Origin of the sequence: Halomonas urumqiensis, assembly GCF_003028575.1 — a bacterium.
GTDB lineage: Bacteria > Pseudomonadota > Gammaproteobacteria > Pseudomonadales > Halomonadaceae > Halomonas > Halomonas urumqiensis.
In genome coordinates this window covers 16,098-38,984 of the sequence record NZ_PYUD01000004.1, presented here as the reverse complement: position 1 = coordinate 38,984, position 22,887 = coordinate 16,098, and the positions used below count along the sequence as shown (strand labels likewise).

At 62.8% G+C, this 22,887-nt stretch carries 18 protein-coding genes; 2 read left to right on the top strand and 16 right to left on the bottom strand.

Going from position 1 to position 22,887, the window contains the following annotated elements; genetic code table 11:
- The 4 genes from mazG to cysM are packed head-to-tail and all read right to left on the bottom strand — an operon-like array spanning position 1 to position 5,536.
- Positions 1-924, bottom strand: coding sequence for a nucleoside triphosphate pyrophosphohydrolase (gene mazG, locus C6V82_RS12335; protein WP_102586442.1), 924 nt, complete (start codon positions 922-924; stop codon positions 1-3).
- Positions 921-3,209, bottom strand: coding sequence for a GTP diphosphokinase (gene relA / locus C6V82_RS12330; protein WP_102586443.1), 2,289 nt, complete (start codon positions 3,207-3,209; stop codon positions 921-923). Before relA ends, mazG begins: the two co-directional genes overlap by 4 nt.
- Positions 3,202-4,632: a TRAM domain-containing protein gene (locus tag C6V82_RS12325; RefSeq protein ID WP_308430832.1), complete on the bottom strand. Its 1,431-nt coding sequence runs from the start codon at positions 4,630-4,632 to the stop codon at positions 3,202-3,204. Before C6V82_RS12325 ends, relA begins: the two co-directional genes overlap by 8 nt.
- Positions 4,633-4,639: 7 nt before the next feature.
- Positions 4,640-5,536 carry a cysteine synthase CysM gene (gene cysM / locus C6V82_RS12320; RefSeq protein WP_102586445.1) on the bottom strand — a complete coding sequence of 299 codons (897 nt, stop codon included), beginning with the start codon at positions 5,534-5,536 and terminating at the stop codon, positions 4,640-4,642.
- A 116-nt stretch (positions 5,537-5,652) separates the two neighbouring features.
- Between cysM and C6V82_RS12315 the strand changes: the two genes are divergently transcribed.
- Positions 5,653-8,403 carry an ATP-binding protein gene (locus C6V82_RS12315; RefSeq protein ID WP_102586446.1) on the top strand — a complete coding sequence of 917 codons (2,751 nt, stop codon included), beginning with the start codon at positions 5,653-5,655 and terminating at the stop codon, positions 8,401-8,403.
- Here C6V82_RS12315 and C6V82_RS12310 read toward each other — a convergent pair.
- The 11 genes from C6V82_RS12310 to rpoE form a co-directional block, all read right to left on the bottom strand.
- Positions 8,343-8,720 carry a holo-ACP synthase gene (locus C6V82_RS12310; RefSeq protein WP_102586447.1) on the bottom strand — a complete coding sequence of 126 codons (378 nt, stop codon included), beginning with the start codon at positions 8,718-8,720 and terminating at the stop codon, positions 8,343-8,345. The genes C6V82_RS12315 and C6V82_RS12310 overlap by 61 nt on opposite strands.
- Positions 8,721-8,737: 17 nt before the next feature.
- Complete coding sequence (gene pdxJ / locus C6V82_RS12305) at positions 8,738-9,514, bottom strand: pyridoxine 5'-phosphate synthase (protein WP_102586448.1); 777 nt, start codon at positions 9,512-9,514, stop codon at positions 8,738-8,740.
- A 64-nt stretch (positions 9,515-9,578) separates the two neighbouring features.
- Positions 9,579-10,301, bottom strand: coding sequence for a DNA repair protein RecO (gene recO, locus C6V82_RS12300; protein ID WP_102586449.1), 723 nt, complete (start codon positions 10,299-10,301; stop codon positions 9,579-9,581).
- A gap of 61 nt (positions 10,302-10,362) precedes the next feature.
- A complete protein-coding gene (era, locus tag C6V82_RS12295; protein ID WP_102586450.1) occupies positions 10,363-11,262 on the bottom strand; it encodes a GTPase Era in 900 nt (299 codons plus the stop codon).
- Positions 11,259-11,963 (bottom strand): ribonuclease III, encoded by a 705-nt coding sequence (gene rnc / locus C6V82_RS12290; protein ID WP_102586451.1) that lies wholly within the window; start codon positions 11,961-11,963, stop codon positions 11,259-11,261. Before rnc ends, era begins: the two co-directional genes overlap by 4 nt.
- A gap of 144 nt (positions 11,964-12,107) precedes the next feature.
- Positions 12,108-12,911: a signal peptidase I gene (lepB, locus tag C6V82_RS12285; RefSeq protein WP_102586452.1), complete on the bottom strand. Its 804-nt coding sequence runs from the start codon at positions 12,909-12,911 to the stop codon at positions 12,108-12,110.
- Positions 12,912-12,938: 27 nt separating this feature from the next.
- Positions 12,939-14,756, bottom strand: coding sequence for a translation elongation factor 4 (gene lepA, locus C6V82_RS12280; protein ID WP_102586453.1), 1,818 nt, complete (start codon positions 14,754-14,756; stop codon positions 12,939-12,941).
- Positions 14,757-14,910: 154 nt separating this feature from the next.
- Positions 14,911-16,335, bottom strand: a complete 1,425-nt coding sequence (locus C6V82_RS12275) for a DegQ family serine endoprotease (protein ID WP_102586454.1) — start codon at positions 16,333-16,335, stop codon at positions 14,911-14,913.
- A 132-nt stretch (positions 16,336-16,467) separates the two neighbouring features.
- Entirely contained in the window at positions 16,468-17,391 is a 924-nt protein-coding gene (locus C6V82_RS12270; protein WP_102586481.1) for a MucB/RseB C-terminal domain-containing protein, read from the bottom strand.
- A 140-nt stretch (positions 17,392-17,531) separates the two neighbouring features.
- Positions 17,532-18,260 carry a sigma-E factor negative regulatory protein gene (locus C6V82_RS12265; RefSeq protein ID WP_102586455.1) on the bottom strand — a complete coding sequence of 243 codons (729 nt, stop codon included), beginning with the start codon at positions 18,258-18,260 and terminating at the stop codon, positions 17,532-17,534.
- A gap of 199 nt (positions 18,261-18,459) precedes the next feature.
- Positions 18,460-19,065, bottom strand: a complete 606-nt coding sequence (rpoE, locus tag C6V82_RS12260) for an RNA polymerase sigma factor RpoE (protein WP_102586456.1) — start codon at positions 19,063-19,065, stop codon at positions 18,460-18,462.
- Positions 19,066-19,400: 335 nt separating this feature from the next.
- Here rpoE and C6V82_RS12255 point away from each other — a divergent pair, with 335 nt between their 5' ends.
- The gene (locus C6V82_RS12255) at positions 19,401-20,477 is read left to right on the top strand and encodes a 3-deoxy-7-phosphoheptulonate synthase (protein ID WP_102586457.1); all 1,077 of its coding nucleotides are present in this window, start codon (positions 19,401-19,403) and stop codon (positions 20,475-20,477) included.
- A 152-nt stretch (positions 20,478-20,629) separates the two neighbouring features.
- Here the strand turns inward: C6V82_RS12255 and dinG are convergent, their stop codons facing one another.
- A complete protein-coding gene (gene dinG / locus C6V82_RS12250) occupies positions 20,630-22,774 on the bottom strand; it encodes an ATP-dependent DNA helicase DinG (RefSeq protein WP_102586458.1) in 2,145 nt (714 codons plus the stop codon).
- Positions 22,775-22,887: the final 113 nt, after the last annotated feature.

The following is a 22,887-nucleotide window of genomic DNA, read 5'->3' as shown; positions in this document are numbered from 1 at the left end:
CTAGTCTCCCGCTTGTCCTCTGCCATCGACAGAGGAGGAAAGTGACGATTCGTGATAGTCATTGCTGACGCGTTGTCCTGCGGCGACCGCATCGGTTTCATGGGCCTTGGCGGCCTGCCAATGACGCTCCATCGCCGCAAGGCCCGCATCAACCAGCGCCACGCCCTCGGCGTCGAGCGCGGACTCAACATGCCGAAAACGCCGCTCGAACTTGGCGTTGGTCTTGCGCAGGCAATGTTCCGGGTCGGCCTTCAGGGTGCGCGCCAGATTGGTCACCGCGAACAGCAGGTCGCCGACTTCCTCGACGGCGTGGGCCTGGTCGCCCTCGGCCAGCGCCTGCTCCACCTCTTCAAGCTCCTCGCGGATCTTGGCGATCACACCCTGTGAGTCGGGCCAGTCGAAACCCGTGCGCGCGGCTCTTTTGGAGAGCTTGGCGGCACGCGACAACGCCGGCAGCGTGCGAGGCACATCATCGAGCACCGATACCCCACCCTCACGGCTACGCGCTTCTCGCTCCTCGGCCTTGAGCGTTTCCCAGCGACTGTTGACCTGGCGCGCCTGAACCTGCTCTGCACTGACGCCCGGCGGGCGCCTTGAATCCAGCGTGCCCTCGGGGAACACATGAGGGTGGCGACGCAACATCTTGGTGGTGAGCGTGTGCACCACATCATGGAAATCGAAGCGCGACTCCTCGGCCGCGAACTGGGCATAGTAGACGACCTGGAACAACAGGTCGCCAAGCTCGCCCGGCAGTTCGTCGTAGGCGCGCCGCTCAATGGCATCTGCGACCTCGTAGGCCTCCTCCAGGGTGTGCGGCACAATGGAATCCCAGTGCTGTTCGATATCCCAAGGACAGCCCTGATCGGCATCGCGCAGTACCGCCATCAGCGTCAACAGGTCATCAAGATCATGGCGGTGGTTCATGCGCTCTTCCCCTTGCGCCGGCCTGGCTTGCCACCACTATTACCACCACTACGCAAGCGACGAACCTCGATGACATTGGAGAGCTGTTGAATGCGCGAAAATAGCCTCCCCAGGGATTCCAGACCATCAACCTCGACGGTGATACCCATGCGTGCGATCCCGTCATCGGTATCGGTCAAGGTATTGACCGCCAGCACATTGACCTTTTCGTTGCTGAGCACGCCGGTGACGTCACGCAGCAGCCCCGAGCGATCCCAGGCCTGGACCTCGATATCCACCGGATACTGGGTGCGCGCGCGCTCTCCCCACTCGACCTCGATGATCCGTTGGGGCTCCTCGACCCGCAATTGCAGAATGTTAGGGCAATCCTGGCGATGCACGGTGACCCCACGTCCCTGGGTGATGAAGCCGACGATCGACTCCCCCGGCACCGGATGGCAGCAGTTGGCCATGCTGGTCTTCAGGTTACCCACCCCCAGCACGGTGATATCCGTGGCAGCGCCCTTGCCCGGCGAGCGACGCGGTTTGGCCAGCAACCGGTCGAGCTGGTCCTGGTCGTCACTCTCGCCAAACAGCTGCTGGGCCTGGTGCAACACCTGGCCGATACGCAGGTCACCGGCGCCGATCGCCGCGTACATGTCCTCGGCATGGGGATAGTTGACCTTGTGGGCCAGGGTCTCGATATCCATCCCCTCGACATCCAGGCGCTTCATCTCGCGCTCGAACAGCGCACGGCCCTCGTCGAGATTCTGATCACGTGCCTGGTGCTTGAACCACGCCTGGATCTTGGCCCTGGCACGCGAGGTACGCACGAAACCCAGGCTCGGGTTGAGCCAGTCGCGGCTTGGCCCGCCCTTGCTCGCGGTCAGTATCTCGACCTGCTGACCGGTCTTGAGCTTGTAGGTCAGCGGCACGATCCGGCCATTGACCTTGGCCCCCCGGCAGCGGTGGCCCACCTCGGTATGCACCCGGTAGGCGAAGTCGATCGGGGTGGCGACTCGCGGCAAGTCGATGACATGGCCGTCGGGGGTGAACACATAGATGCGGTCAGGTGCCACGTCGCTCGACAGCCCCTCGCGAAGGTCACCGAAGTCGCCGACATCCTCCTGCCATTCGAGTACCTGACGTAGCCAGGCGATCTTCTCCTCGTAACTGGAACTCTTGGCCTTGGTATCATGGCCCTTGTAGCGCCAGTGGGCGCAAACCCCGAGTTCGGCCTCCTCGTGCATGGCGAAGGTGCGGATCTGAATCTCCAGCACCTTGTTCTCGGGGCCGAGCACGGCGGTGTGCAGCGACTGATAGCCATTTTTCTTGGGATTGGCGATGTAGTCGTCGAACTCATTCGGTACGTGGTGCCAGCGCGAATGGACGATGCCAAGCGCCGTATAGCAATCGGCCACTTCCGGCACCAGGATGCGCACCGCCCGGACATCATAGACCTGGGAGAAATCGATCCGCTTGCGCTTCATCTTGCGCCAGATCGAATAGATGTGCTTGGCACGACCATCGACATCGTAGCGTTTGATACCCTGTGCCTCCAGCAGGCCCTTCAGGGTGTCGACCACCTCGGCGATATAGCGGTCGCGGTCGACTCGCTTCTCGGCCAGTTGCCTGGCAATCGTCTTGTACTCGTCCTCATGCAGGTAGCGGAAGGAGAGATCCTCCAGCTCCCACTTCAAGTGGCCGATGCCCAGACGGTGTGCCAGTGGCGCATAGATATCGAAGACCTCGCGCGCCACCCGCAGGCGTTTTTCACGGGGCGCATCCTTGACCTGGCGCAGCGCGCAGGTGCGCTCGGCGATCTTGATCAATGCCACCCGCACATCATCGATCATGGTGACCAGCATCTTGCGCAGGTTGTCCTGCTGATCATGCTGGTTCATGCCGTGACTCGGCAGTTGCGAGGCGCTGATCGCTGCCATCTGCAACACGCCATCAATCAACCCGGCGACCTCGCGGCCAAAGCGCTTGCCGATCGCCTCGAGGCTGATCAGCCCCTCGCGAACCGCACGGTAGAGAACCGCGGCCTCCAGGGCCACCTGATCGAGGCGCAGCTCACCGAGAATATCCGCCATCTCAAGGCCCAGGCGAAAACTCGACCCATCCTTGAGCCAGGTACGGTGGGGGCGGTCCGACTCACGCTCCAGCCGCTCGGCCAACACACAAGCGTCGCGCAGATCCACCGGATCGCGCAGTTTGACGTCGTCCTGAAGGCGTGCGATCCACAAGTCGATATCGACCTGGCCCGCCGGTGTGATGGGCTGATCTTCACGGACTTTAACCATCGAGTGGGGCTCCTTCGGTCTGCCGTCCCGCTTGCGGGGTCTCGAACAGCAGCAACGATTCCAGGTGTGACGTATGCACGAACATGTCGGCCACCGCGATCCGCGTCAGCCGGTATCCCCCATGCACGAGGCGTGCCGCATCACGGGCCAACGTGGCCGGGTCGCAGGACACATACAGCACGCGAGGCACCGGCGCCTCGTGCAATGCCCGCACCACCGCCTCCGCACCCTCGCGGGGCGGGTCAAGCAACATCACGGCGGGTGAATGGCTTGCCAGCAGCTCGGCCACCGCCTCCGAGTCGCCAAGATCCGCCTGGCGGGCAGCAATCGGCAAGCCCGCGACATGCGCGTTGCTGGCCAAGCGCTCGACCATCGCCGGACTCCCTTCCACCGCCATTACATCGGCGCCGCTAGAGGCCAGCGGCAGGCTGAAGTTCCCCACCCCGGCAAACAGGTCCAGCAATGCGATGCCATCGATATCTCCAAGCCAGTCGAGGGCGGTCTCGACCATGCGTGCATTGATCTCGGCATTGGCTTGCAAGAAGTCTCCAGGCGCAAAGCCCATTGCCAACTCACCCTGTTGCGTGGGTAGCCGGCAGCTCAACGCGGGTTCGGGCGTCAGCCACTCGAGTGCCGGTGCATCACGGCCCAGCAAGCGTGCCAGGTGCACCCCTTGGGCCTCGGCGAAGGCCAGCCAGCGCTGGCGGTCGGCAGTGTGCTCACGCAGTTGGCGTAGCACCACAACCAGCCCTTGATCGCTTGATACAAGTTCCAGGTGCCCAACCTGACGTGGCGCCTCGAGTTCGGCAACAAGCGCATGCAAGGTGGGGAGCAAGGCATTCAGCTCAGGCACCAGAATGGTGCAGTCTTGGATATCGACCAGGCGATGGCTTTCCCGGGCACGAAAGCCAAGGTGCACGCCGCCCTCGGCATTCACCTTGACACCAAGCCGGGCACGACGGCGATAGCCGTCGCTGCGTCCGGCCAGCAACTCGGGATGCCCCGGAGCCTCGACACCCTGGCGCGCCAGCAGTTCGACAAGTACCTGGCGCTTATGGTCGCGCTGAGCAGCCACCGCCAGGTGCTGAAGATCACATCCCCCGCAACGCGTGAAATGCCGGCACGGCGGTTCCACGCGCTCGGGCGAGGTTTCGATAAGCGTTCGTACATGGCCCTCGTCAAAACGCTTGCGAGTGCGGTGAATCGCCACCTCGACCCGCTCATCGGGTAGCGCGCCGGACACGAACAGCGCCTTGCCATCAGCGCTGTGGGTCACACCACGGCCATCATGGGCCAGGCGCTCGATGGTCAGCGTGCCATCCCCGGTGCGCCCGTCGGCAGGTGTCGAGCCGTGAGGCATCTGACGCCCCTGAAGGCCGGAAACACCCGTGCGTTCACGAGGCGGACGTCGTTTGCCGAGCATCGCCACCTCAGAGCTCCGGGGCGAACAGGCCGGTGGACAGGTAGCGGTCGCCTCGATCACAGACGATGAACACGATCACTGCGTTCTCCACCTCGGCAGCGACCCGCAAGGCCCCGGCCAGGGCGCCACCGGATGACACACCGGCCAGGATGCCTTCTTCACGTGCCAGGCGACGCATGTGCTCCTCGGCTTCGTGTTGGCCGATATCCAGCACACGGTCGACCCGTGAGGGATCGAAAATTTTCGGCAGATACTCATGGGGCCAGCGACGAATACCGGCGATGCTGGCGCCGTCTTCTGGCTGCAGCCCGATGATCTCGACGTTGGAATTACGCTCCTTGAGTGCCTTCGAGACGCCCATGATGGTGCCGGTGGTGCCCATGGAGCTGATGAAGTGCGTCACCTGCCCAGCTGTCTGCTCCCAGACCTCGGGACCCGTTCCAAGGTAATGGGACAGCGGGTTGTCGGGATTGGCGAACTGATCGAGCGGCTTGCCCTCACCGCGCGAGATCATCGACCCGGCCAGGTCACGCGCCTCTTCCATGCCGCCTTCCTTGCTCACGGTGACAAGCCTGGCACCATAAGCCGCCATGGCTTGCTTGCGCTCATCGGAGGCGTTCTCGGGCATGATCAGAACCAACCGATAGCCCATGACGGCAGCCGCCATGGCCAGTGCGATCCCGGTGTTGCCAGAGGTGGCTTCCACCAGCGTGTCGCCGGGCGAAATCTCGCCACGCGCCTCGGCCTGCCGCAGCATCGACAGCGCCGGGCGGTCCTTCACCGAACCAGCCGGATTATGACCCTCCAGCTTGGCGAGCAGGACATTGTTACGGCCGGCACCAATACGCTTCAGGCGCACCAACGGCGTCTGGCCGACGATCTCCTCGATGGTGGGAAAATGCATGCAACCTTCCTTGTGGAAACGTCTTTTCATCATTATATCTGTGCCGAACCGGGGTGGACAGGCATCCTCGCCCGCTGTGTCATACTGAGCCCAACTCGACCATGATGAGCGTGCCAATGCCCCTCAAGACTCGCTTGATACTATCCATCCTGGTGCTGCCGATGCTGCTGCTGGTGCTGGCGGCGACGCTCGCACTGGGGGTACAGAAGCATCGCCTGGAGGCGGGGTTCAAGGATCACCTGGAAAGTGTGGTCACGCTGTTTGCGCCGAGTCTTGCCGAGCGCCTGGAGGCTAACGAACCACAACGGGTCGATGCGCTGACCAGCCGACTGCTCGACCTCGAGGAGGTCCGCGCACTGGGGATCGTCGACGAGCAGGGCGAGGTCATCCTGGAACTCGGGCGCCTGCGCAGCAAGCCAGAGTCCCGAACGGACACCCTCACCCACCATGACGACGGTGGCCACTGGGTGCTGCAGACGCCGCTGTCCTCCTCCCCATCGCGCTGGCTGGTACTGGATATCGACTCGCATTCGTTGCTGCTGTCCCACTATCGCCACCTGGCGCTTGCCGTGGTGTTACTAAGCCTTGCCGCCATCGGCCTTGCCCTGTTGGCGACCAGCACGGCACGGCGGCTCGGCACTCCCCTGGCCGCCACCGATGCGACACTGGGCAGGCTGATCCGTGGCGAGTTCACCGAACCGCTGCCCCCCTCCCCACCCGAGCTTGGCCAACTCGCCGAACGGGTCAACACCCTGGCCAACCAGCTCGCGCATGCCCGCGATGACATGCAGCGGCAGGTGGAACAGACCACCGCCGAGCTGCAGGAGTCCATGGAAACCATCGAGGTCCAGAACATCGAGCTCGACCTGGCCCACCGCAGTGCACTCGAGGCCAACCGCATCAAGTCCGAATTCCTGGCCAACATGAGCCATGAGATACGCACCCCTCTCAATGGCATCATCGGTTTCTGCAGGTTGCTGGGACGCTCTCGACTCGAACCACGCCAGCGCGAATGGCTCGAACACGTCAACCGGGCGTGCCAGAACCTGTTGATGCTGGTCAACGACGTACTGGATTTCTCCAAGCTCGAGGCGGGACGCCTGGAACTCGAGCGACTGCCGGTGGACATGGTCGCCTTGGTCGACGAGGTGCTGGGCCTGCAGGCGCCCCAGGCCCAGCAGAAGGACCTCCACTTGCTGGGACTTGTCTACGATGACGTGCCTTATCCGCTGACCGGCGACCCGCTACGCATTCGCCAGGTACTGACCAACCTGGTGAACAACGCCATCAAGTTTACCGAACGAGGTGAGGTCATCGTGCGGGTCATGGTGGAAAGCAGCGAACCTGGCTGCGTCACGTTGATCTTGAGCGTTAGCGATACCGGGATCGGTCTTGCGCCAGAGCACCGTCGCCGGCTGTTCACGGCATTCCAGCAGGCTAACCCAAGCCACTCCCGGGAATTCGGCGGCACCGGCCTCGGGCTGACCATCAGCCGTCAGCTTGTCGAGCAGATGGGCGGCAAGATCGGGGTCGAGAGCGCAGAGGGCAAGGGATCAACCTTTGCCTTTACCCTGCCACTCGAGGCCGAGGAACACAGCCAGCGCCCCTTGGAACTGCATCTGACAGGCCAGACGATCCTGATCGAGGAGCGACACCTGCCGACTCGTCGCGCCCTGTTTTACCTCTTCAAGCGGTGGGGAGCCAACCCCGTCGCGACACCGCTTGACGCAGGGGAGCAGCCGGCAATGCTGGTGGCATGCCTCGACGACTTGCCTCTCGATGACGCGGCAACGCTTGCCTGGCAACATCGCCTGGACACCCTGGAATGCCCGGCGTTGCTGCTGGCCAGTGCCAATCCTCTGGAACTGCCGACCCTGTCGCTGCCCCATGGTGGCGACATCATCAGCAAGCCGCTGGCACGCGCCACCCTGGTGAAAGCGGTCAAGCGTCACCTGGGCGCCCTGTTGCCCGCCGCGAAGCCTGAGGCCATAAGCCAGGAAGAGCCCCCACCGCTACGCCTGCTCGCCGTGGATGACAGCGAATCAAACCGCTTGCTGCTGCGTGAGCTTATCCAGCGCCCCGGCATCGAGGTGGAACTGGCCGGAAGCGGCGAAGAGGCGCTGAACCTGGCCCGGGCCCGCCGCTACGACCTGGTGCTGATGGATATCCGCATGCACGGCATGGATGGCGTGGAAACCACACGCGCGCTGCGCAGGCTCAATGACAGCTGGTCATGCCTGCCGATCATCGCCGTGACCGCACACGTCCTCGAGGAGGAGCGCCGTCGGCTGCTGGCCAGCGGCCTGGACGAGGTACTGGTCAAGCCCCTCGACGGCGATGAACTCAATGCCCTGTTGACGCGTCACCTCGAGATAGCCGAGTTGCCAGCAGCGCGGCAAGATGTCACCAATGCCATTGCCGATGATGACGAACTGCCACTGGTCGACCTGGTGCTGGGCACTACCCTGACCGGAGGCCGCGAGGCCCTGGCGAGGGAGCTGCTGTCGCAATTGGCAATCACCCTGCCCGAGAGCGAGCAAGCGGTGCGTACGGCGATCGAACGTGAGGATGACGAGGCACTGCTCGATGCCATTCATTCACTGAATGGCGCCTGTCGATACTGTGGTGTGCCACGCCTGGGGCTGCTCAGTGAAACGCTGGAAACTCGCCTGCGCACCCGCGGTCGCGAGGCGGTGTTGCCACTGCTGGACGACCTCTACGCGGCCATGGAGGGCGTGCGTGAATGGGTAGCAAAGGACGCACGCTTGTCGGGCACCCACCCACCAGGCGGACGGGAATCCACACGCTACCCTTCAAGTACCACGAAGGCCAACGCCAGATCGGACTCATCACTGAGCGACAAGTGAACAGAACGCACGCCGGCGGTCATCGCCAGTTCGTGGGCCTTGCCGGAAAGCAACAGCGTCGGCCGGCCAAGCGCATCGCTGGCGACCTGGATCTCGGTCCAGCGCATGCCTAGCCTCAGCCCGGTTCCCAAGGCCTTGACGAAGGCCTCCTTGGCGGCGAACCGCTTTGCCAGGAAGGCGGCTGGCAAGGGGTGGCCATGGAACTGTCCCAACTCCGACTCACCCAGCAGGCGTTCGGCGAAACGCGGCCCATGACGCTTGCTGGCGCGCGCGAAGCGTTCGACCCTGGCAAGGTCGGTACCGATACCGATGATCATGGTCGAGTCACCATGCGTCAGTGGTCATGCTCATGTGACTCGAGCGACGCCACGAAACCGGCCTCCTGGCCGGCAATGGCCAGGCGCTTCATCTCCGCCACCGCCTCCTTGAGCCCAACGAACAGCGAACGCGCGATGATCGCGTGGCCGATATTCAGCTCATGCAGGCCGGGAATTGCCGCGATGGCTTCCACGTTGTGATAATTGAGGCCATGCCCGGCATTCACGGTAAGTCCCAGCTCGAGCGCCATTTCGGTGGCGGCCGAGAGTCTTGCGTGTTCGCGGCCGGCAGCCAGGCCCGCCGCCTCGGCATAGGCGCCGGTATGCAGTTCGATGACCGGGACACCGATGCGCGCGGCGGTCTCGATCTGGGCGGGTTCCGGGTCGATGAACAGCGAGACCTCGCAGCCTGCCCTGGCGAGCCGCGCGCAGGCCGCCTGAAGGCCCTCGAAGCCCCCGACGACATCGAGGCCACCCTCGGTGGTCAATTCTTCACGTTTTTCCGGCACCAGGCACACGTTCGCCGGGCGCAGCGCCTCGGCCAGCGCGATCATCTCCTCGGTCACCGCCATTTCGAGGTTCATGCGGGTGTTGATCACCTCGGCAAGCAGGCGCACATCACGTTCCTGGATATGCCGGCGATCTTCTCGCAAGTGAACGGTGATGCCGTCGGCACCCGCCTCCTCGGCCAGCAGCGCGGCCTGCACGGGGTCGGGGTAACGGGTGCCTCTGGCCTGGCGCAGGGTGGCGATATGGTCGATGTTGACGCCAAGCAGGATACGCGGGGGATGCATGGATATCTCCTTTGTAAGGCGGGAAGCCCGCCGTTACCTCTAAACGGTCATCGAGCCCGATTCATCAGGCTCGCACCTCGGGCGGCTCTGCCAGACGGGATCGTCGGCGCATGGCAAGCTCGCGCATCAGCTCGCGGGAGCGCAGCGGGCGAGCACCAAGCAACGGCGCAAGTGCCGCCCTCGCTATCACCTTGGCAGGCCCGGCGAGGCCAGGATCGCCCCAACCGTTGGTCGCCAGCAGGCGTAGCGTGCGGCCGTCCAGGCCCGGCTCGCCGGGAACGAAGGCCCTTGTCGCGGTATCCAGCACATACCGCCGCTGGGGATCGAGATCGCTGCCATCGGGAGCGGTGAAGCGTGGTAGTGCATCCAATGCCTCGAGCAGTGCGGCTTCGAGCCGACGCAACGCGACGGCACGCCCCTCCGGGCGCGGCAAGGCATCAAGCAGTGCCGCGTAAAAGGCGAACACGTCAGGCACCGGGAATTCCACCGGCAGGGTACGGGTCAACAGCTCATTGGCGTAGAGACCGCACAGCAATCCCTCGCCGACCAGCAACGCCGCCCCGCCGCGACTCTCCATCAAGCGAAGGCGCTTGAGTTCGGTGTCGCCAATCCAGGTCAGATGCAGCGGTGCAAACGGCTGCAAACGCCCCCGCGACCGGCTCCCCGGACGCTGCACGCCCTGTGCCACGGCCCTCACCCGGCCATGCTCGAGCGTCACAAGCTCGACCAGCGCACTGGTCTCGCGGTAGGGGCGCTTGTGAAGCAGGTAGGCAGGTTGTGGCTGCATGCATGACCCTCTGGCCAGCACCTGGTGCCAAGACGAGCCTTTGGCGCCAGGTGTCATGTCCTCAATCGAGGTTGTAGCCCAGGCTTTTCAACGCGCGCTCGTCATCCGACCAGCCACGCTTGACCTTGACCCACAGGTTGAGCATGACCTTGGCGTCGAGCGCGCGCTCCATGTCGAGGCGAGCTTCACGGCCGATACTCTTGATGCGCTCGCCATTCTCGCCGATCAGAATCTTCTTCTGGCCAGCGCGTTCGACAAGAATCAGGGCGCTGATGTGCACCACCCTACCCTCATCGCGGAACTCCTCGATCTCGACCGTCATCTGGTAAGGCAGCTCATCGCCAAGCTGGCGCATCACCTTCTCGCGAACCAGTTCGGCGACCAGGAAGCGCTGGCTCTTGTCGGTGATCTGATCTTCGGGGAAGAAATGCACGCTCTCGGGCAGGTGCCTGGCCACCTCGGCTTCCAGCTCCGGCACATTGGTGCCGTGCTTGGCGGAAATCGGCACGATCGCGGCGAAATCACGGCGCGCCCCCACTTGCTCGAGCCACGGCAGAAGGCTCGCCTTATCCTGCAGGCGATCGACCTTGTTGACGGCGAGAATCACCGGCGCTTCCAGATGTTCCAGCCGCTGCAGGACCACCTGATCCTCATCGCTCCATCGGGTGCGGTCGATGATGAACACCACGCAGTCGACATCACGCAAGGCCTGAGTCGCCGCCTGGTTCATGAACCGATTGATCGCCTTGTTGCGATCCTTCGACATGATATGAATGCCTGGCGTGTCGACATAGACGAACTGCGCCTCGCCCTCGGTCTTGATGCCCATCACCTGGTGGCGGGTGGTCTGGGGTCGCCGCGAGGTAATCGATATCTTCTGGCCCAGGATACGATTCATCAGCGTCGACTTGCCGACATTGGGACGACCGACGATAGCCACGAAACCACAGGTCTGGGTCATGAGCGTGCTCCCCTGGTGGGCACTTTGCTGGGTTCGAGCTGTGCCAGGGCCTGTTCGGCGGCCTGCTGCTCGGCATGACGGCGGCTGGGCCCGACACCCGTGGTGTGCCCCGCCAGCAACTCGACGTGACACTCGACACGAAACGTCTGCGCATGTGCCTCGCCATCGACATTGACCACCTCATAACGCGGCAGCGGGGCCTGTCGCGACTGCAGGAACTCCTGCAGGCGAGTCTTGGGGTCCTTCTGGGTGTCCTGCAGGCTGATCGCCTCCAGCCGCTCGGCATACCAGGAGAGCACCCGGGCGCGCACCGTCTGCATGCCGGCATCCAGGTAGATGGCACCAATCACCGCCTCCACCGCATCGGCAAGGATGGAGTCGCGGCGGTGTCCGCCGCTTTTCATCTCGCCGGACCCCAGGCGCAGGTGTTCGCCGAATGCCATCTCGCGGGCAAGCTCAGCCAGGGTCTGGCCCTTGACCAAACGCGCACGCAGACGGGAAAGCTGGCCTTCGCGGGCTTCTGGAAAGCGCTGGAACAGGGCCTCGGCAATCACGAAATTGACGATGGAATCGCCCAGAAATTCGAGGCGTTCATTGTTCTGGCCACCGAAGCTGCGATGGGTCATGGCCAATTCCAGCAAGTCGGGATCGCTGAAGGCGTGGCCCAGGCGTCGGCTGAAGGCGTTGAGGGAATTGCTCACGAAGCTCCTGCTATTTGGTGACACGAAACGAGTGGTGACAAGAAACGTTCACTAGTAACTCATTCATTGATGATAAAGGGCCGGCGACTGACGATGTCGCAGGCCCGGCATGCCCGCAGGCAGGTCCCTGAAAGGGTTGTCGGCTCAGTGGATACGCCGGATGCTGGTGAAGCTCGGCAGGCCGCCATCCCAGTGCATCCAAACCGCAAAGGCACGACCGACGATGTTGTCTTCCGGAACGAATCCCCAGTAGCGGCTATCGTTGGAATGGTCGCGGTTGTCGCCCATGGTGAAATAGTGGCCATCCGGCACGACAAGCTCACGCATCTGCGGCCCCGGATCACGAGGGTTATTGTAGATGCGGTGAGCAAGCTCGCCCAGTCGCTCCTCGAGCAGAAGCTCACCCGGGGCCTCGGCGGGGGAATCGTCCAGAAGCCGCTTCGGCACCTGTTCGCCGTTGACGTAGAGCTGCTTGCCTTCGTAGCGCACGGTATCGCCCGGCAGCGCGATCACACGCTTGATGAAGTTCACCGACGGCTCACTGGGGAAGCGAAACACCATGACATCGCCGCGTTCAGGCTCGTTGTACTCGACGAAGCGGGTATGCACGACGGGCAGGCGCAGGCCATAGGCAAACTTGTTGACCAGGATGAAGTCACCGACCTCGAGGGTCGGTCGCATCGAGCCCGAAGGAATCTGAAACGGTTCGACCACGAAACTGCGCAGCACCAGCACCACCAGCAGTACCGGAAAGAACGATCGTGCGTAGTCGACCGGCCACGGCTCCTTTATCAGGGCGTGGCGGCTCTTCGGGTCAAGCCCATCGGTGGTGCCAGCCTCGGCAGTGGCAAGGCGCGACAAGCGGGCGGGTCGCCACCACACTCGGTCGAGCAGCCAGATCAAACCGGAGACGGCCACCGCCACCACCAGCATCAAAGAGAAGTCCATGCGGTCATCCGTCCCTAGCTTGTCGAATCAGTCGTTCACCTTTAGCACGGCAAGGAAGGCATCCTGGGGAATCTCGACCCTGCCCACCTGCTTCATGCGCTTCTTGCCCGCCTTCTGCTTCTCGAGCAACTTCTTCTTGCGTGAGACATCGCCACCATAGCACTTGGCGGTGACGTTCTTGCGCAGGGCCTTGACGGTGGAGCGCGCGACTACCTGGCCACCGATGGCCGCCTGAATGGCCACGTCGAACATCTGACGCGGAATCAGTTCCTTCATCTTCTCCACCAGCAACCGGCCACGACCATGGGCATGGTCACGGTGGATGATCACCGCCAGCGCATCGACCTTGTCGCCATTGATCAGCACGTCCAGGCGCACCAGTTTGGCGGCCTGGAAGCGCTCGAAGCTGTAATCCAGCGAGGCATAGCCCTTGGAGATCGACTTCAGGCGGTCGAAGAAGTCCATCACCACCTCGGACATCGGCAGTTCGTAGGTGAGCTGGATCTGGCTGCCGAGGAATTGCATGTCGAGCTGGGTACCGCGGCGGTTCTCGCACTCCATGATCACGTTGCCGACGAACTCCTGGGGCACCAGGATGCTGGCACGCACGATCGGCTCGCGCATCTCCTCCACATCCGCCATGTCCGGCAGTTTCGAGGGGTTGGAGACGTACTTGATCTCGCCATTCTTCATGGCCAGCTCATAGACCACGGTGGGCGCGGTGGTCAGCAGGTCCAGGTTGTACTCGCGCTCGAGACGTTCCTGGACGATTTCCATATGCAAGGTGCCGAGGAAGCCGACCCGAAAACCGAAGCCCAAGGCGTCGGAGTTCTCAGGTTCGTATTCGAGCGAGGCGTCATTCAGCGCCAGCTTTTCAAGGGCATCGCGGAAGTCCTCGTAGTCATCGGCACTGACCGGGAACATGCCGGCATAGACCTGCGGCTTGACCTTCTGGAAGCCCGGCAGGCGCTCGACATCCGGGGTCTTGGCGTGGGTGATGGTGTCACCCACCGGGGCGCCCTGGATCTCCTTGATGCCGGCCACCACGAAGCCCACTTCTCCGGCACGCAATATGCCCGTCTCGCGGCGCAAGGGGGTGAAGATACCCACCTCGTTGGCGCCCCAGTCACGTCCGGTGGACTTGATGCGGATCTTCTCACCCTTTTTCAGGGTGCCGTCGAAGATGCGAACCAGCGACACGACACCCAGGTAGTTGTCGAACCAGGAATCGATGATCAGTGCCTGCAGCGGTGCCTTCGGATCGCCCTTGGGCGGCGGAATATCGCGCACCAGACGCTCGAGCAGTGCATCGATGCCAAGGCCGCTCTTGGCCGAGACCTGACAGGCGTCGGTGGCATCCAGGCCGATGATCTCCTCGATCTCATGGGCCACCTTGTCGGGATCTGCCTGAGGCAGGTCCATCTTGTTGAGCACCGGCAACACCTCGAGCCCCTGCTCGATGGCGGTATAGCAATTGGCTACCGACTGCGCCTCGACGCCCTGGGCGGCATCCACCACCAGCAGTGCCCCTTCACAGGCATACAGGGAACGCGACACTTCGTAGGAGAAGTCGACGTGTCCGGGGGTATCGATGAAGTTGAGCTGGTAGGTATTGCCATCATCGGCGTGGTAATCAAGCGTCACCGACTGGGCCTTGATGGTGATGCCCCGTTCGCGCTCGAGGTCCATGGAATCGAGCACCTGCTCCTTGAGCTCACGCTCGGTCAGTCCGCCACATGTCTGGATCAAGCGGTCGGCCAGGGTCGACTTGCCGTGATCGATATGCGCGATGATCGAAAAATTGCGTATGTGGCTGAGCGGGTGGGATGAGGAGTCTTGGGACATCGAGTGGTTTCTGCCTGCTGGTTCGGGCCGGCCCTGACAAGGGAAAACGACGGCGGGCGGCCGGGAATGGTCGCCATTGTACCGATATGCGCCGGCCAGATACAGCAACCCGACGGCGATGGCCGTCGGGTTGCGGTGGGAACGTAGCGAAAGATCAGTCGTTGGCGAGGCGCAGCGCAACGAACAGCGAGCGACCGTCACGGTACAGGCGCACCGGTACAGCACGGTCGGTAGGTAGTTCGCCGACCAGCTCCATCAGTTCACGCGGGCTGTCGACGGCTCGATGGTCGATACTGAACAGCACGTCACCCTGGCGGATGCCAGCCGCTGCGGCGGCGCCGGCAGGGTCGACCTCGAGGACGCGAACACCGCCCTCGATGCCCAACTGCTCGCGCTGAGTCGCATCAAGCTCACCCACCGATACGCCAAGTCTCACCTGACGACTCTCTTGAGGGCCAGTGGAGCCACGCTCACCCATATCGGGCCAGTCACCCACGGTCACACTCTGCTCAAGACGCTCACCATCACGCAACAAGGTCAGCTCCACCTCGTTGCCGGGCGAGGTTCTCCCAATCAGCCTGGGCAAGGTGTTGGCGTCATCCACCGCCGTGCCATCCACCTCGAGAATCACATCGCCCGCCTGAAGGCCATCCCGGCGAGCCGGACCCTCGGGGTCGAGATCCGCGACCAGCGCACCATCGGTGTCGTCCATGCCGAACGACTCGGCAAGATCACGGGATACCGGCTGAATCATCACGCCAAGCCAGCCGCGACGTACCTGCCCGTCTTCACGCAGTTGGTCAGCGACATCCATGGCAACATTGATCGGGATCGCGAACGACAGCCCCATGAACCCACCGCTACGAGTGAAGATCTGCGAATTGATGCCGATCACTTCACCGTCGAGGTTGAATAGCGGGCCACCGGAGTTGCCAGGGTTGATGGCAACATCGGTCTGGATGAAGGGGACATAGGCATCACGCGGCAAGGTCCGGTCTATCGCGCTGATGATGCCCGCCGTGACAGAGTGATCGAAGCCGAATGGGGAGCCGATGGCGGCAACCCACTCACCCACTCGCAAGGTATCGGAATCGCCGAGTTCCAGGGTTGGAAGATCCTCGGCATCCACCTTGAGCAATGCCACGTCGGTGCGCTCGTCAGCACCAATCAGCTCGGCCTGCAGCTCACGTCGATCATTGAGTCGAACTAGAATCTCGTCGGCACCTTCCACCACATGGGCGTTGGTCAGCACATAGCCGTCATCAGAGATGACGAAACCTGAACCCAATGACTGGCGCTCCTGGGGACGGCCGGGTGACGGCGATGAGCCGGGCGGGACCGGGAATCGATCGCCGAAGAAGTGACGGAAGATTTCCGGCAATTCCTGGCCACCAAAGCTCTCGAAGGGATTACTTCGTCCCTCGACCGTTCGAGAGGTAGAGATATTGACGACGCCCGGAGCCGCCTGGTCGACCAGGGCGGTGAAATCGGGTAACTCACGCGCCGCAGCGGACTGCCAGGCAAGCAGGGTCGCAGCCAGCAGCATCCACAGGGAGAGAGGTCGAATCATGCGCTTCATGTAGCACTCCTGCGAATGGTTATGACGGAATGTCCGTCTTTTCTTGGGTTCTGGTCATGTATATTTCAAGGGATACCATTTTCAAGGGATACCATGGGCCGGGATCAGCTTGCGGACACGCGAACCTGCGCCTCAGGATTCCCCCTGCCACTCCAGCGTATCGGCCACCCTCAGCAACACTCTGGGAGGCAATTCGCCCATCACTACCACCTGGCGAACTTCACCGCCAAGTTCACGATGACGCACCGCCGCATGGGACACGCCGAGGCGATGCAGTCCAGGAGCCAGGACATCGGTACTGCCCAGTGGTTCTACGAAAAGGCTCAAGGTGGACAGGCCGTCACTATAGAGCCGATGCACCACCTGTTCGTCGTGCCGGGCACTGCGGGTGTCCACGGGCTGGGGCATGAACCCCTTGGGTAACCAACCAGCCACCCACGGGTCTTCGGGAGGTGGTCTGGCATGATCGAAGACGACATTGCCCTGATATAGGTACGCGTCAGTGAACTCGGTGAACTGGAAGGTCTCGACCACCCTTCCCGTTTCATCCAGCAGTGTCTGCTTGAGTGGCAGCCCAGTGGCCATGTCGAGCCACAAACGATGGCCGAAACGCAGGCTGTCGAGAGGTGCGATATCCAGGCGCTGGGTATGGCGGTTGGCAATACGTTCCTGGCCACCCAACTGCAGGCGATAAAGGCCATCGAGATGGGCCGCGATACCCGCGGGCGATGAGGGTGTGTTTCCATGATCTCCAGCCCAACTGAGCCGACCAATTCGCCCGCGCCGTTCAACAACCAGCGCAGGACCATCGAGAAAATGCGCCACACCTCGCTCCACGCCATCCTGAATCTCATGGGTCAAAGCCAGAGTACGCACCCCGTCGTGACCTATGCGCACAGCATTGGCATCGAACACATAACAATGCCCGGCCCACAGGCTGCGCTCAAACCATTCAAGGGCGGTATCCGGGGGAGCCCCCGAGTCAAGAGTGCGACAATCAAACCCTTCTTCAGAGCGGAGTTCGTCGCTTGAAACGCCGCTATCTTCGGCGGCCATGGCGAGCGTGGCACTTCCGGCAAGAAGGCAAGCCAGCAACGCACTCGCCAGCACAGGCCATATGGGGAGCACACTCTTGAATGGGTAGCGATGCGACCTTTCAGGCACCGGTCTTGCGTGCATCCCCTTTACTCCCGCACTCAGCGTTGCCCGAGGCTTTCACTGCCGGAAGCCCTCAACAGCGGCATCCAGGCATCACCACTGGGGTATGCGGAACCCTCGGCGTGACGATCCAGGTAGGATTGCAGCAGTCGCGCCTGTTCCGCGTCGGAACGCAATGACTGGCGAGTACCGGGTGCCATGAACATCGGCGTATCGGTGCCCGACCCCACTGTCATCAACCCTTGTCCACCACCGGATACGCCAAGCGGAGACTGGAAGAGAGGAAGATCGACGAGAGAGGGACGCGAGACGGATTCCGAAGAGTCTGGTGCACCGGAGGATGCCAGGGAAGCAGGCGACGGCTGGCTCTGAGAGGGAGCGCTGGCCGTGCCGGGCTGCTCGACGCTGGAGGCGTCGCCGGGCAGACCACCACTGTAGAACTGCACGCCAGTGATCACCATCAAGGAGACGGCTGCCGCGATGCCCGCGCTGCGAGCGAACGGCAATGATCGGCGCGCAGGCGCATCTCGCGTCACACCTTGCGGCAGCGGCTCGTCACTCAGCCTTGCCATGATGCCGGCGGAAAGGTCGGTGGTGACGTCAACCTCGGGTTCTCGACGCATCAGGCTGCGCATCAAATGGTAGCGTCGCCACGACTCAGCGGCATCCGGTGCATCTTCAAGCGATTTCAACACTCGGCGCAGCTCAAGCTCATCACCTTCATTGTCCATCAGGGCAGAAAGCGATTCCCGTGCGTTCTGACTCATTCTTTACACCCTCGCAGTAGCAAGGCGCCCCGCCTTGCATCTGTTAACAGCCTGTGTAAGACATCCACGAACAACATTACCCAGGGATGTCGACGTCTCAAGACCCGCCCGTGGCAGATCGGTCACTGCTTCTGACGCTACAAGCGCCCGACAGTTCAGCCATTCGTCAAAAACCTTGACGATCATGCACATTGACCGCTCACTCCTCGACAGGTTCACGGTTGCGAGAGGTGGTCACCAGCGGCTGAATATGCTGGTCCACCGCCTCACGCGCACGAAAGATGCGCGAGCGCACCGTGCCCACCGGACACTGCATGATGGTGGCGATATCCTCATAGGAGAGTCCGTCGAGTTCACGCAAGGTGATTGCTGTTCGCAGGTCATCCGGCAAGTTCTCGATGGCCTCGAACACCGCTGCCTCGAGCTGGTCGCGGGCCATCGCCGCCTCGGGAGTCTCGGTATCCGCCAGCCGGCCGCTATGATCGACGATCTCGGCATCGGCGATGTCCAGGTCGCTGCCGGGAGGGCGACGCCCGCGTGACACCAGGTGATTCTTGGCGGTATTGATGGCGATACGATACATCCAGGTATAGAAGGCGCTTTCGGAGCGAAAGTTACCCAGCGCACGATACGCCTTGATAAAGGCTTCCTGTGCGACATCATGCACTTCAGCATGATCGTGGACGTAACGCCCGATCAGGCCGATGATCTTGTGCTGGTATTTCCTCACCAGCAGATCGAAGGCTCGATTGTCACCCTGCTGGGCACGCTCAACGAGCTGCTGGTCGGTTTCCTTGGTGCCCATTCACACCCTCCCCGGCAGGAGGTGGCAGGTTGGCATGGCGAAAGTTCGTCGCGAGTGGACGAAAGAAGCGTGCGTCTTGAAGGAAGATAACATTACGTCAACCCGATGCCCTGGGGCAGATGAAAGTCGAAGGCTAAAGCCGAAGTGCTCAAGTGTTCCCGTTTATTGCCCAACCATCAAGAGCCGGCCCATCGACCGACGCCAATCCGGCGCGACCGCGGTGGGACAGGCAGACCCTCTCAAGGTTCCTGACAAGATTGATTTCTTGTCGGCTGGCGAGCGATAGTAGGGGCCACAATTCTCGTCACCAGCGCAAACACGATACAGGTAGCACAATGTCAGAGCAGCAGGTCCACAACCTCAACGTCCTCGCCCAGGATGTCCTGATCTCACCCGAGGCACTGAAAAAGGAAATTCCGCTGACCGAAACAGCGGAGAAGACGGTGATCGAAGGTCGCGAGACGATACAGCGCATTCTCGATGGCAAGGATCCACGCCTGCTGATGGTGGTAGGCCCCTGCTCCATCCATGACGTGGATGCGGCACTCGATTATGCGCGTCGGCTGCGTCGACTGGCCGACGACGTCAAGGACAGCCTGTACATCGTGATGCGCGTCTACTTCGAAAAACCCCGCACCACGGTGGGCTGGAAGGGACTGATCAACGACCCCCACCTCAACGGTTCGTTCGAGATCGAGGAAGGCCTGCACATCGCCCGACGCCTGCTCGTGGAACTCGCCGAGCTTGGCTTGCCACTGGCGACGGAAGCCCTCGATCCGATTTCTCCTCAGTACCTGCAGGACTGCATCAGCTGGTCGGCAATCGGCGCGCGCACCACCGAATCACAGACGCACCGCGAGATGTCGTCCGGGCTGTCGTGCCCGGTGGGCTTCAAGAATGGCACCGACGGCAGCCTCGACGTGGCGGTCAATGCACTGCAATCGGTTTCGCATCCGCACAACTTCCTCGGCATCGACGCGGCAGGCAAGGTGGCGATCATTCGCACCCGTGGCAACGCTTATGGGCATGTGGTGCTGCGTGGCGGCAATGGCAAGCCCAACTACGATAGTGTCAGCGTGGCCCTGGCCGAGCAGGAACTCAAGAAAGCCGGCGTGACGCCCAACATCATGATCGACTGCTCACACGCCAACTCCAACAAGGACGCCGCATTGCAACCGCTGGTGCTGGAGAACGTCACCAACCAGATTCTCGAAGGCAACCGTTCGATCATCGGCCTGATGGTCGAGTCCAATATCGGCTGGGGCAACCAGAAATTGCCGGAAGATCTCTCGCAGCTGCAATATGGGGTCTCGGTCACCGACGCCTGCATCGACTGGGACACCACCGACCAGGCGCTCAAGCAGATGAACGAGAAGCTGTCCGCGGCACTGGCCAAGCGCATCGCCGCCTGACACTAGTCCCCGAGACACTAATCCTCAAGACACCAAGCCTCGTAGTGGCCCAGACCGGAAACGCAGCAGGCCCACCGTCCGGTGGGCCTGCCAATTTGCAACTACGCTCGCCTCACTCATCATCCGCGGCTTACCGGCGACAGGCTATGCGCTCACGCCTCACTGCTCACCCCATCGATCTCACGCACGAAAGGCGGCAAGGCATCCAGCAACGCCCGCCCGTAGCGGCGAGTCAGTACACGCCGGTCGAGTAAGGTAATGCGGCCACTGTCGGCCTCCTTGCGGATCAACCTGCCACACGCCTGCACCAGCTTGATCGAGGCATCCGGCACGCTGATGCGCATGAAGGGGTTGCCGCCGCGGCTCTCGATCCACTCGGCCAGGGTGGCACCCACCGGGTCATCGGGCACGGCGAATGGCAGTCGGGTGATCACTACATGGGTGAGGTAGTCACCGGGCAGGTCGATGCCTTCGGCAAAACTCGCCAGTCCGAAGATGATGCTGCCCTTGCCGGCATCTATCCGTTCACGATGCCGGGTGATCAATTCACGCTTGGGCAAGCGATCCTGCGCCAGCACCCTTTCGGCCAGCTTGCCGGGCAAGGCCTTTTCCACGGCACGTAGCTGAGCCCGCGACGAAAATAGCATCAGCACCGCTTCCTGTTCACCAAGGGCGGTGACGAAATCGACGATGGCTCGCTCATGGCCTTCGCGGTCGCTGGGGTCCACCGCCTCGCGCGGCACACTGAGTACCGCCCGCGAATAATCGAAGGGGCTCGGCAGGCGCTGATAGCGGTAGCGGTTGGCCAACCCCGCCCGCTCTTGCAGACGCTCGAAGCGACCCAGTGCCGTCAGCGTCGCCGAAGTGACCACCGCACCGTGGCAACTGCCCCACAACGTCTTCGCCAGGGTATGGGCCGCCGATACCGGGCTTGCCGAAAAGGTCAGTTCGGGTTCGCTGCCGAAACGCTCGAGCGCAAGCCAGCGTGCCCGCGGCGGCTCGCCGGGGTCATCCTGCTCGGTGAACGCCTGCCACAGGGCATGGGCCTCCAGCGCCCGACCATGCAGCAGGGCCAACAGCGGTAACCACGCCTCGGCCTGTTCGCGAGGAAGGCCGGTGTGCTTGTCGGGGTCCAGGCTCTCGCGCAGGATGTCGGCCATGGTCTCGAGGGTGCGCGAGAGTTCGGCGAACATCACCAGCAGTTCCCGCGCCTGCTCGCGAAGTGGTTCGGGGGCCCGGCCCATCTCGAAGCGCTGCTGGTGGGTGTCCTCGGCGTCACCCAACCCCTGGGGGCGTTCGGCCAGTTGGTGGCCCAGGGCGAAAACCTCGCCAAGTTTAGGCTCCAGCGCATCGATCAGCGGCGGCAAGCCACCCAGCAGGCGAGCAAGCGTGGGCTGCACGGCCAGGGCCTGGTTGAGCTCGGTCAGCGACTTCTTTAGCGTGCGCAACCAGCGCAAACCGCCGCCCACCGCGAAACGATGGGTAAAGTGGTTGAGCGCCTTGTCGGGTAGGTGATGGCCTTCATCGAACACGTAGATGCAATCGCCGGGAGCCGGCAGCACCACCCCTCCTCCCAGCGCCAGGTCGGACAGTACCAGGTCATGATTGGCGACGATCACGTCGGCGCTGTCGAGATGTCGGCGTGAACGGAAGAAGGCACAGGCACCAAAGTGGCCACAGCGACGGTTGGTGCACTGGCGATGATCGACGGTCAGCCGCCGCCAGTCAGCGTCGTCGATGGCCTCGGGCCAGCTGTCGCGATCGCCCTCCCAACGGCCGTTGCCATAGGCATCGCCCAGCGACTGGACGAGCGCCTGGAAATCGTCGCCACCACTGGCCAGCGACTGCTCGAACAGCGACAGGGTGGGGTTCTCTTCGGTGCCTTCCAGGGCCTGGTCGAGCCGCGCCACACACACATAGCGCCCACGCCCCTTGGCCAGGGCGTAGTCGAAGTCGATACCGCTATGGGTCTTCAGAGACGGCAGGTCCTGATGCAGCACCTGCTCCTGCAAGGCCACCGTTGCGGTAGCAATCACCAGACGCTTGCCGCGTGCGCGCGCCACCGGCAACGCCGCCAGCAGGTAGGCCAGGGTCTTGCCGGTGCCGGTGCCGGCCTCCAGCACGCAGACATGCTCGTCACTGGTCCGCTTGCCGCTATCGTCGCTCTCGATGCCCGCCAGGGTGCGGGCGATCTCGGCGATCATCAGCCGTTGCCCGTAGCGCGGCGTCAACTCGAGGCTCTCGAGCACACGGCGATACGCGGTCTGTATCTCGCCCTTCAGGGCCTCGTCGAGCATGCTGGCGCCTGTATCATTGGGTGGACCACGCGAGAAACGCGGCTTTCCCGGCGACAAGCCTTCGCGGAGGCGCTGTAAACCCTTCCCTGGGCGCTACATTCTTCATCCATGAA

Excerpts from the sequence above, each read along its gene's own strand:
- C6V82_RS12255 (WP_102586457.1), top strand. The coding sequence starts at position 19,401 with ATGTCAGAGCAGCAGGTCCACAACCTCAACGTCCTCGCCCAGGATGTC.
- C6V82_RS12275 (WP_102586454.1), bottom strand. The coding sequence starts at position 16,335 with ATGAAGCGCATGATTCGACCTCTCTCCCTGTGGATGCTGCTGGCTGCG.
- cysM (WP_102586445.1), bottom strand. The coding sequence starts at position 5,536 with ATGCATTTTCCCACCATCGAGGAGATCGTCGGCCAGACGCCGTTGGTG.
- C6V82_RS12270 (WP_102586481.1), bottom strand. The coding sequence starts at position 17,391 with ATGGCCGCCGAAGATAGCGGCGTTTCAAGCGACGAACTCCGCTCTGAA.
- recO (WP_102586449.1), bottom strand. The coding sequence starts at position 10,301 with ATGCAGCCACAACCTGCCTACCTGCTTCACAAGCGCCCCTACCGCGAG.
- C6V82_RS12315 (WP_102586446.1), top strand. The coding sequence starts at position 5,653 with ATGCCCCTCAAGACTCGCTTGATACTATCCATCCTGGTGCTGCCGATG.
- C6V82_RS12265 (WP_102586455.1), bottom strand. The coding sequence starts at position 18,260 with ATGAGTCAGAACGCACGGGAATCGCTTTCTGCCCTGATGGACAATGAA.
- lepB (WP_102586452.1), bottom strand. The coding sequence starts at position 12,911 with ATGGACTTCTCTTTGATGCTGGTGGTGGCGGTGGCCGTCTCCGGTTTG.
- rpoE (WP_102586456.1), bottom strand. The coding sequence starts at position 19,065 with ATGGGCACCAAGGAAACCGACCAGCAGCTCGTTGAGCGTGCCCAGCAG.
- lepA (WP_102586453.1), bottom strand. The coding sequence starts at position 14,756 with ATGTCCCAAGACTCCTCATCCCACCCGCTCAGCCACATACGCAATTTT.
- mazG (WP_102586442.1), bottom strand. The coding sequence starts at position 924 with ATGAACCACCGCCATGATCTTGATGACCTGTTGACGCTGATGGCGGTA.
- pdxJ (WP_102586448.1), bottom strand. The coding sequence starts at position 9,514 with ATGCATCCCCCGCGTATCCTGCTTGGCGTCAACATCGACCATATCGCC.
- C6V82_RS12325 (WP_308430832.1), bottom strand. The coding sequence starts at position 4,632 with ATGCTCGGCAAACGACGTCCGCCTCGTGAACGCACGGGTGTTTCCGGC.
- C6V82_RS12310 (WP_102586447.1), bottom strand. The coding sequence starts at position 8,720 with ATGATCATCGGTATCGGTACCGACCTTGCCAGGGTCGAACGCTTCGCG.
- relA (WP_102586443.1), bottom strand. The coding sequence starts at position 3,209 with ATGGTTAAAGTCCGTGAAGATCAGCCCATCACACCGGCGGGCCAGGTC.
- dinG (WP_102586458.1), bottom strand. The coding sequence starts at position 22,774 with ATGCTCGACGAGGCCCTGAAGGGCGAGATACAGACCGCGTATCGCCGT.
- era (WP_102586450.1), bottom strand. The coding sequence starts at position 11,262 with ATGACCCAGACCTGTGGTTTCGTGGCTATCGTCGGTCGTCCCAATGTC.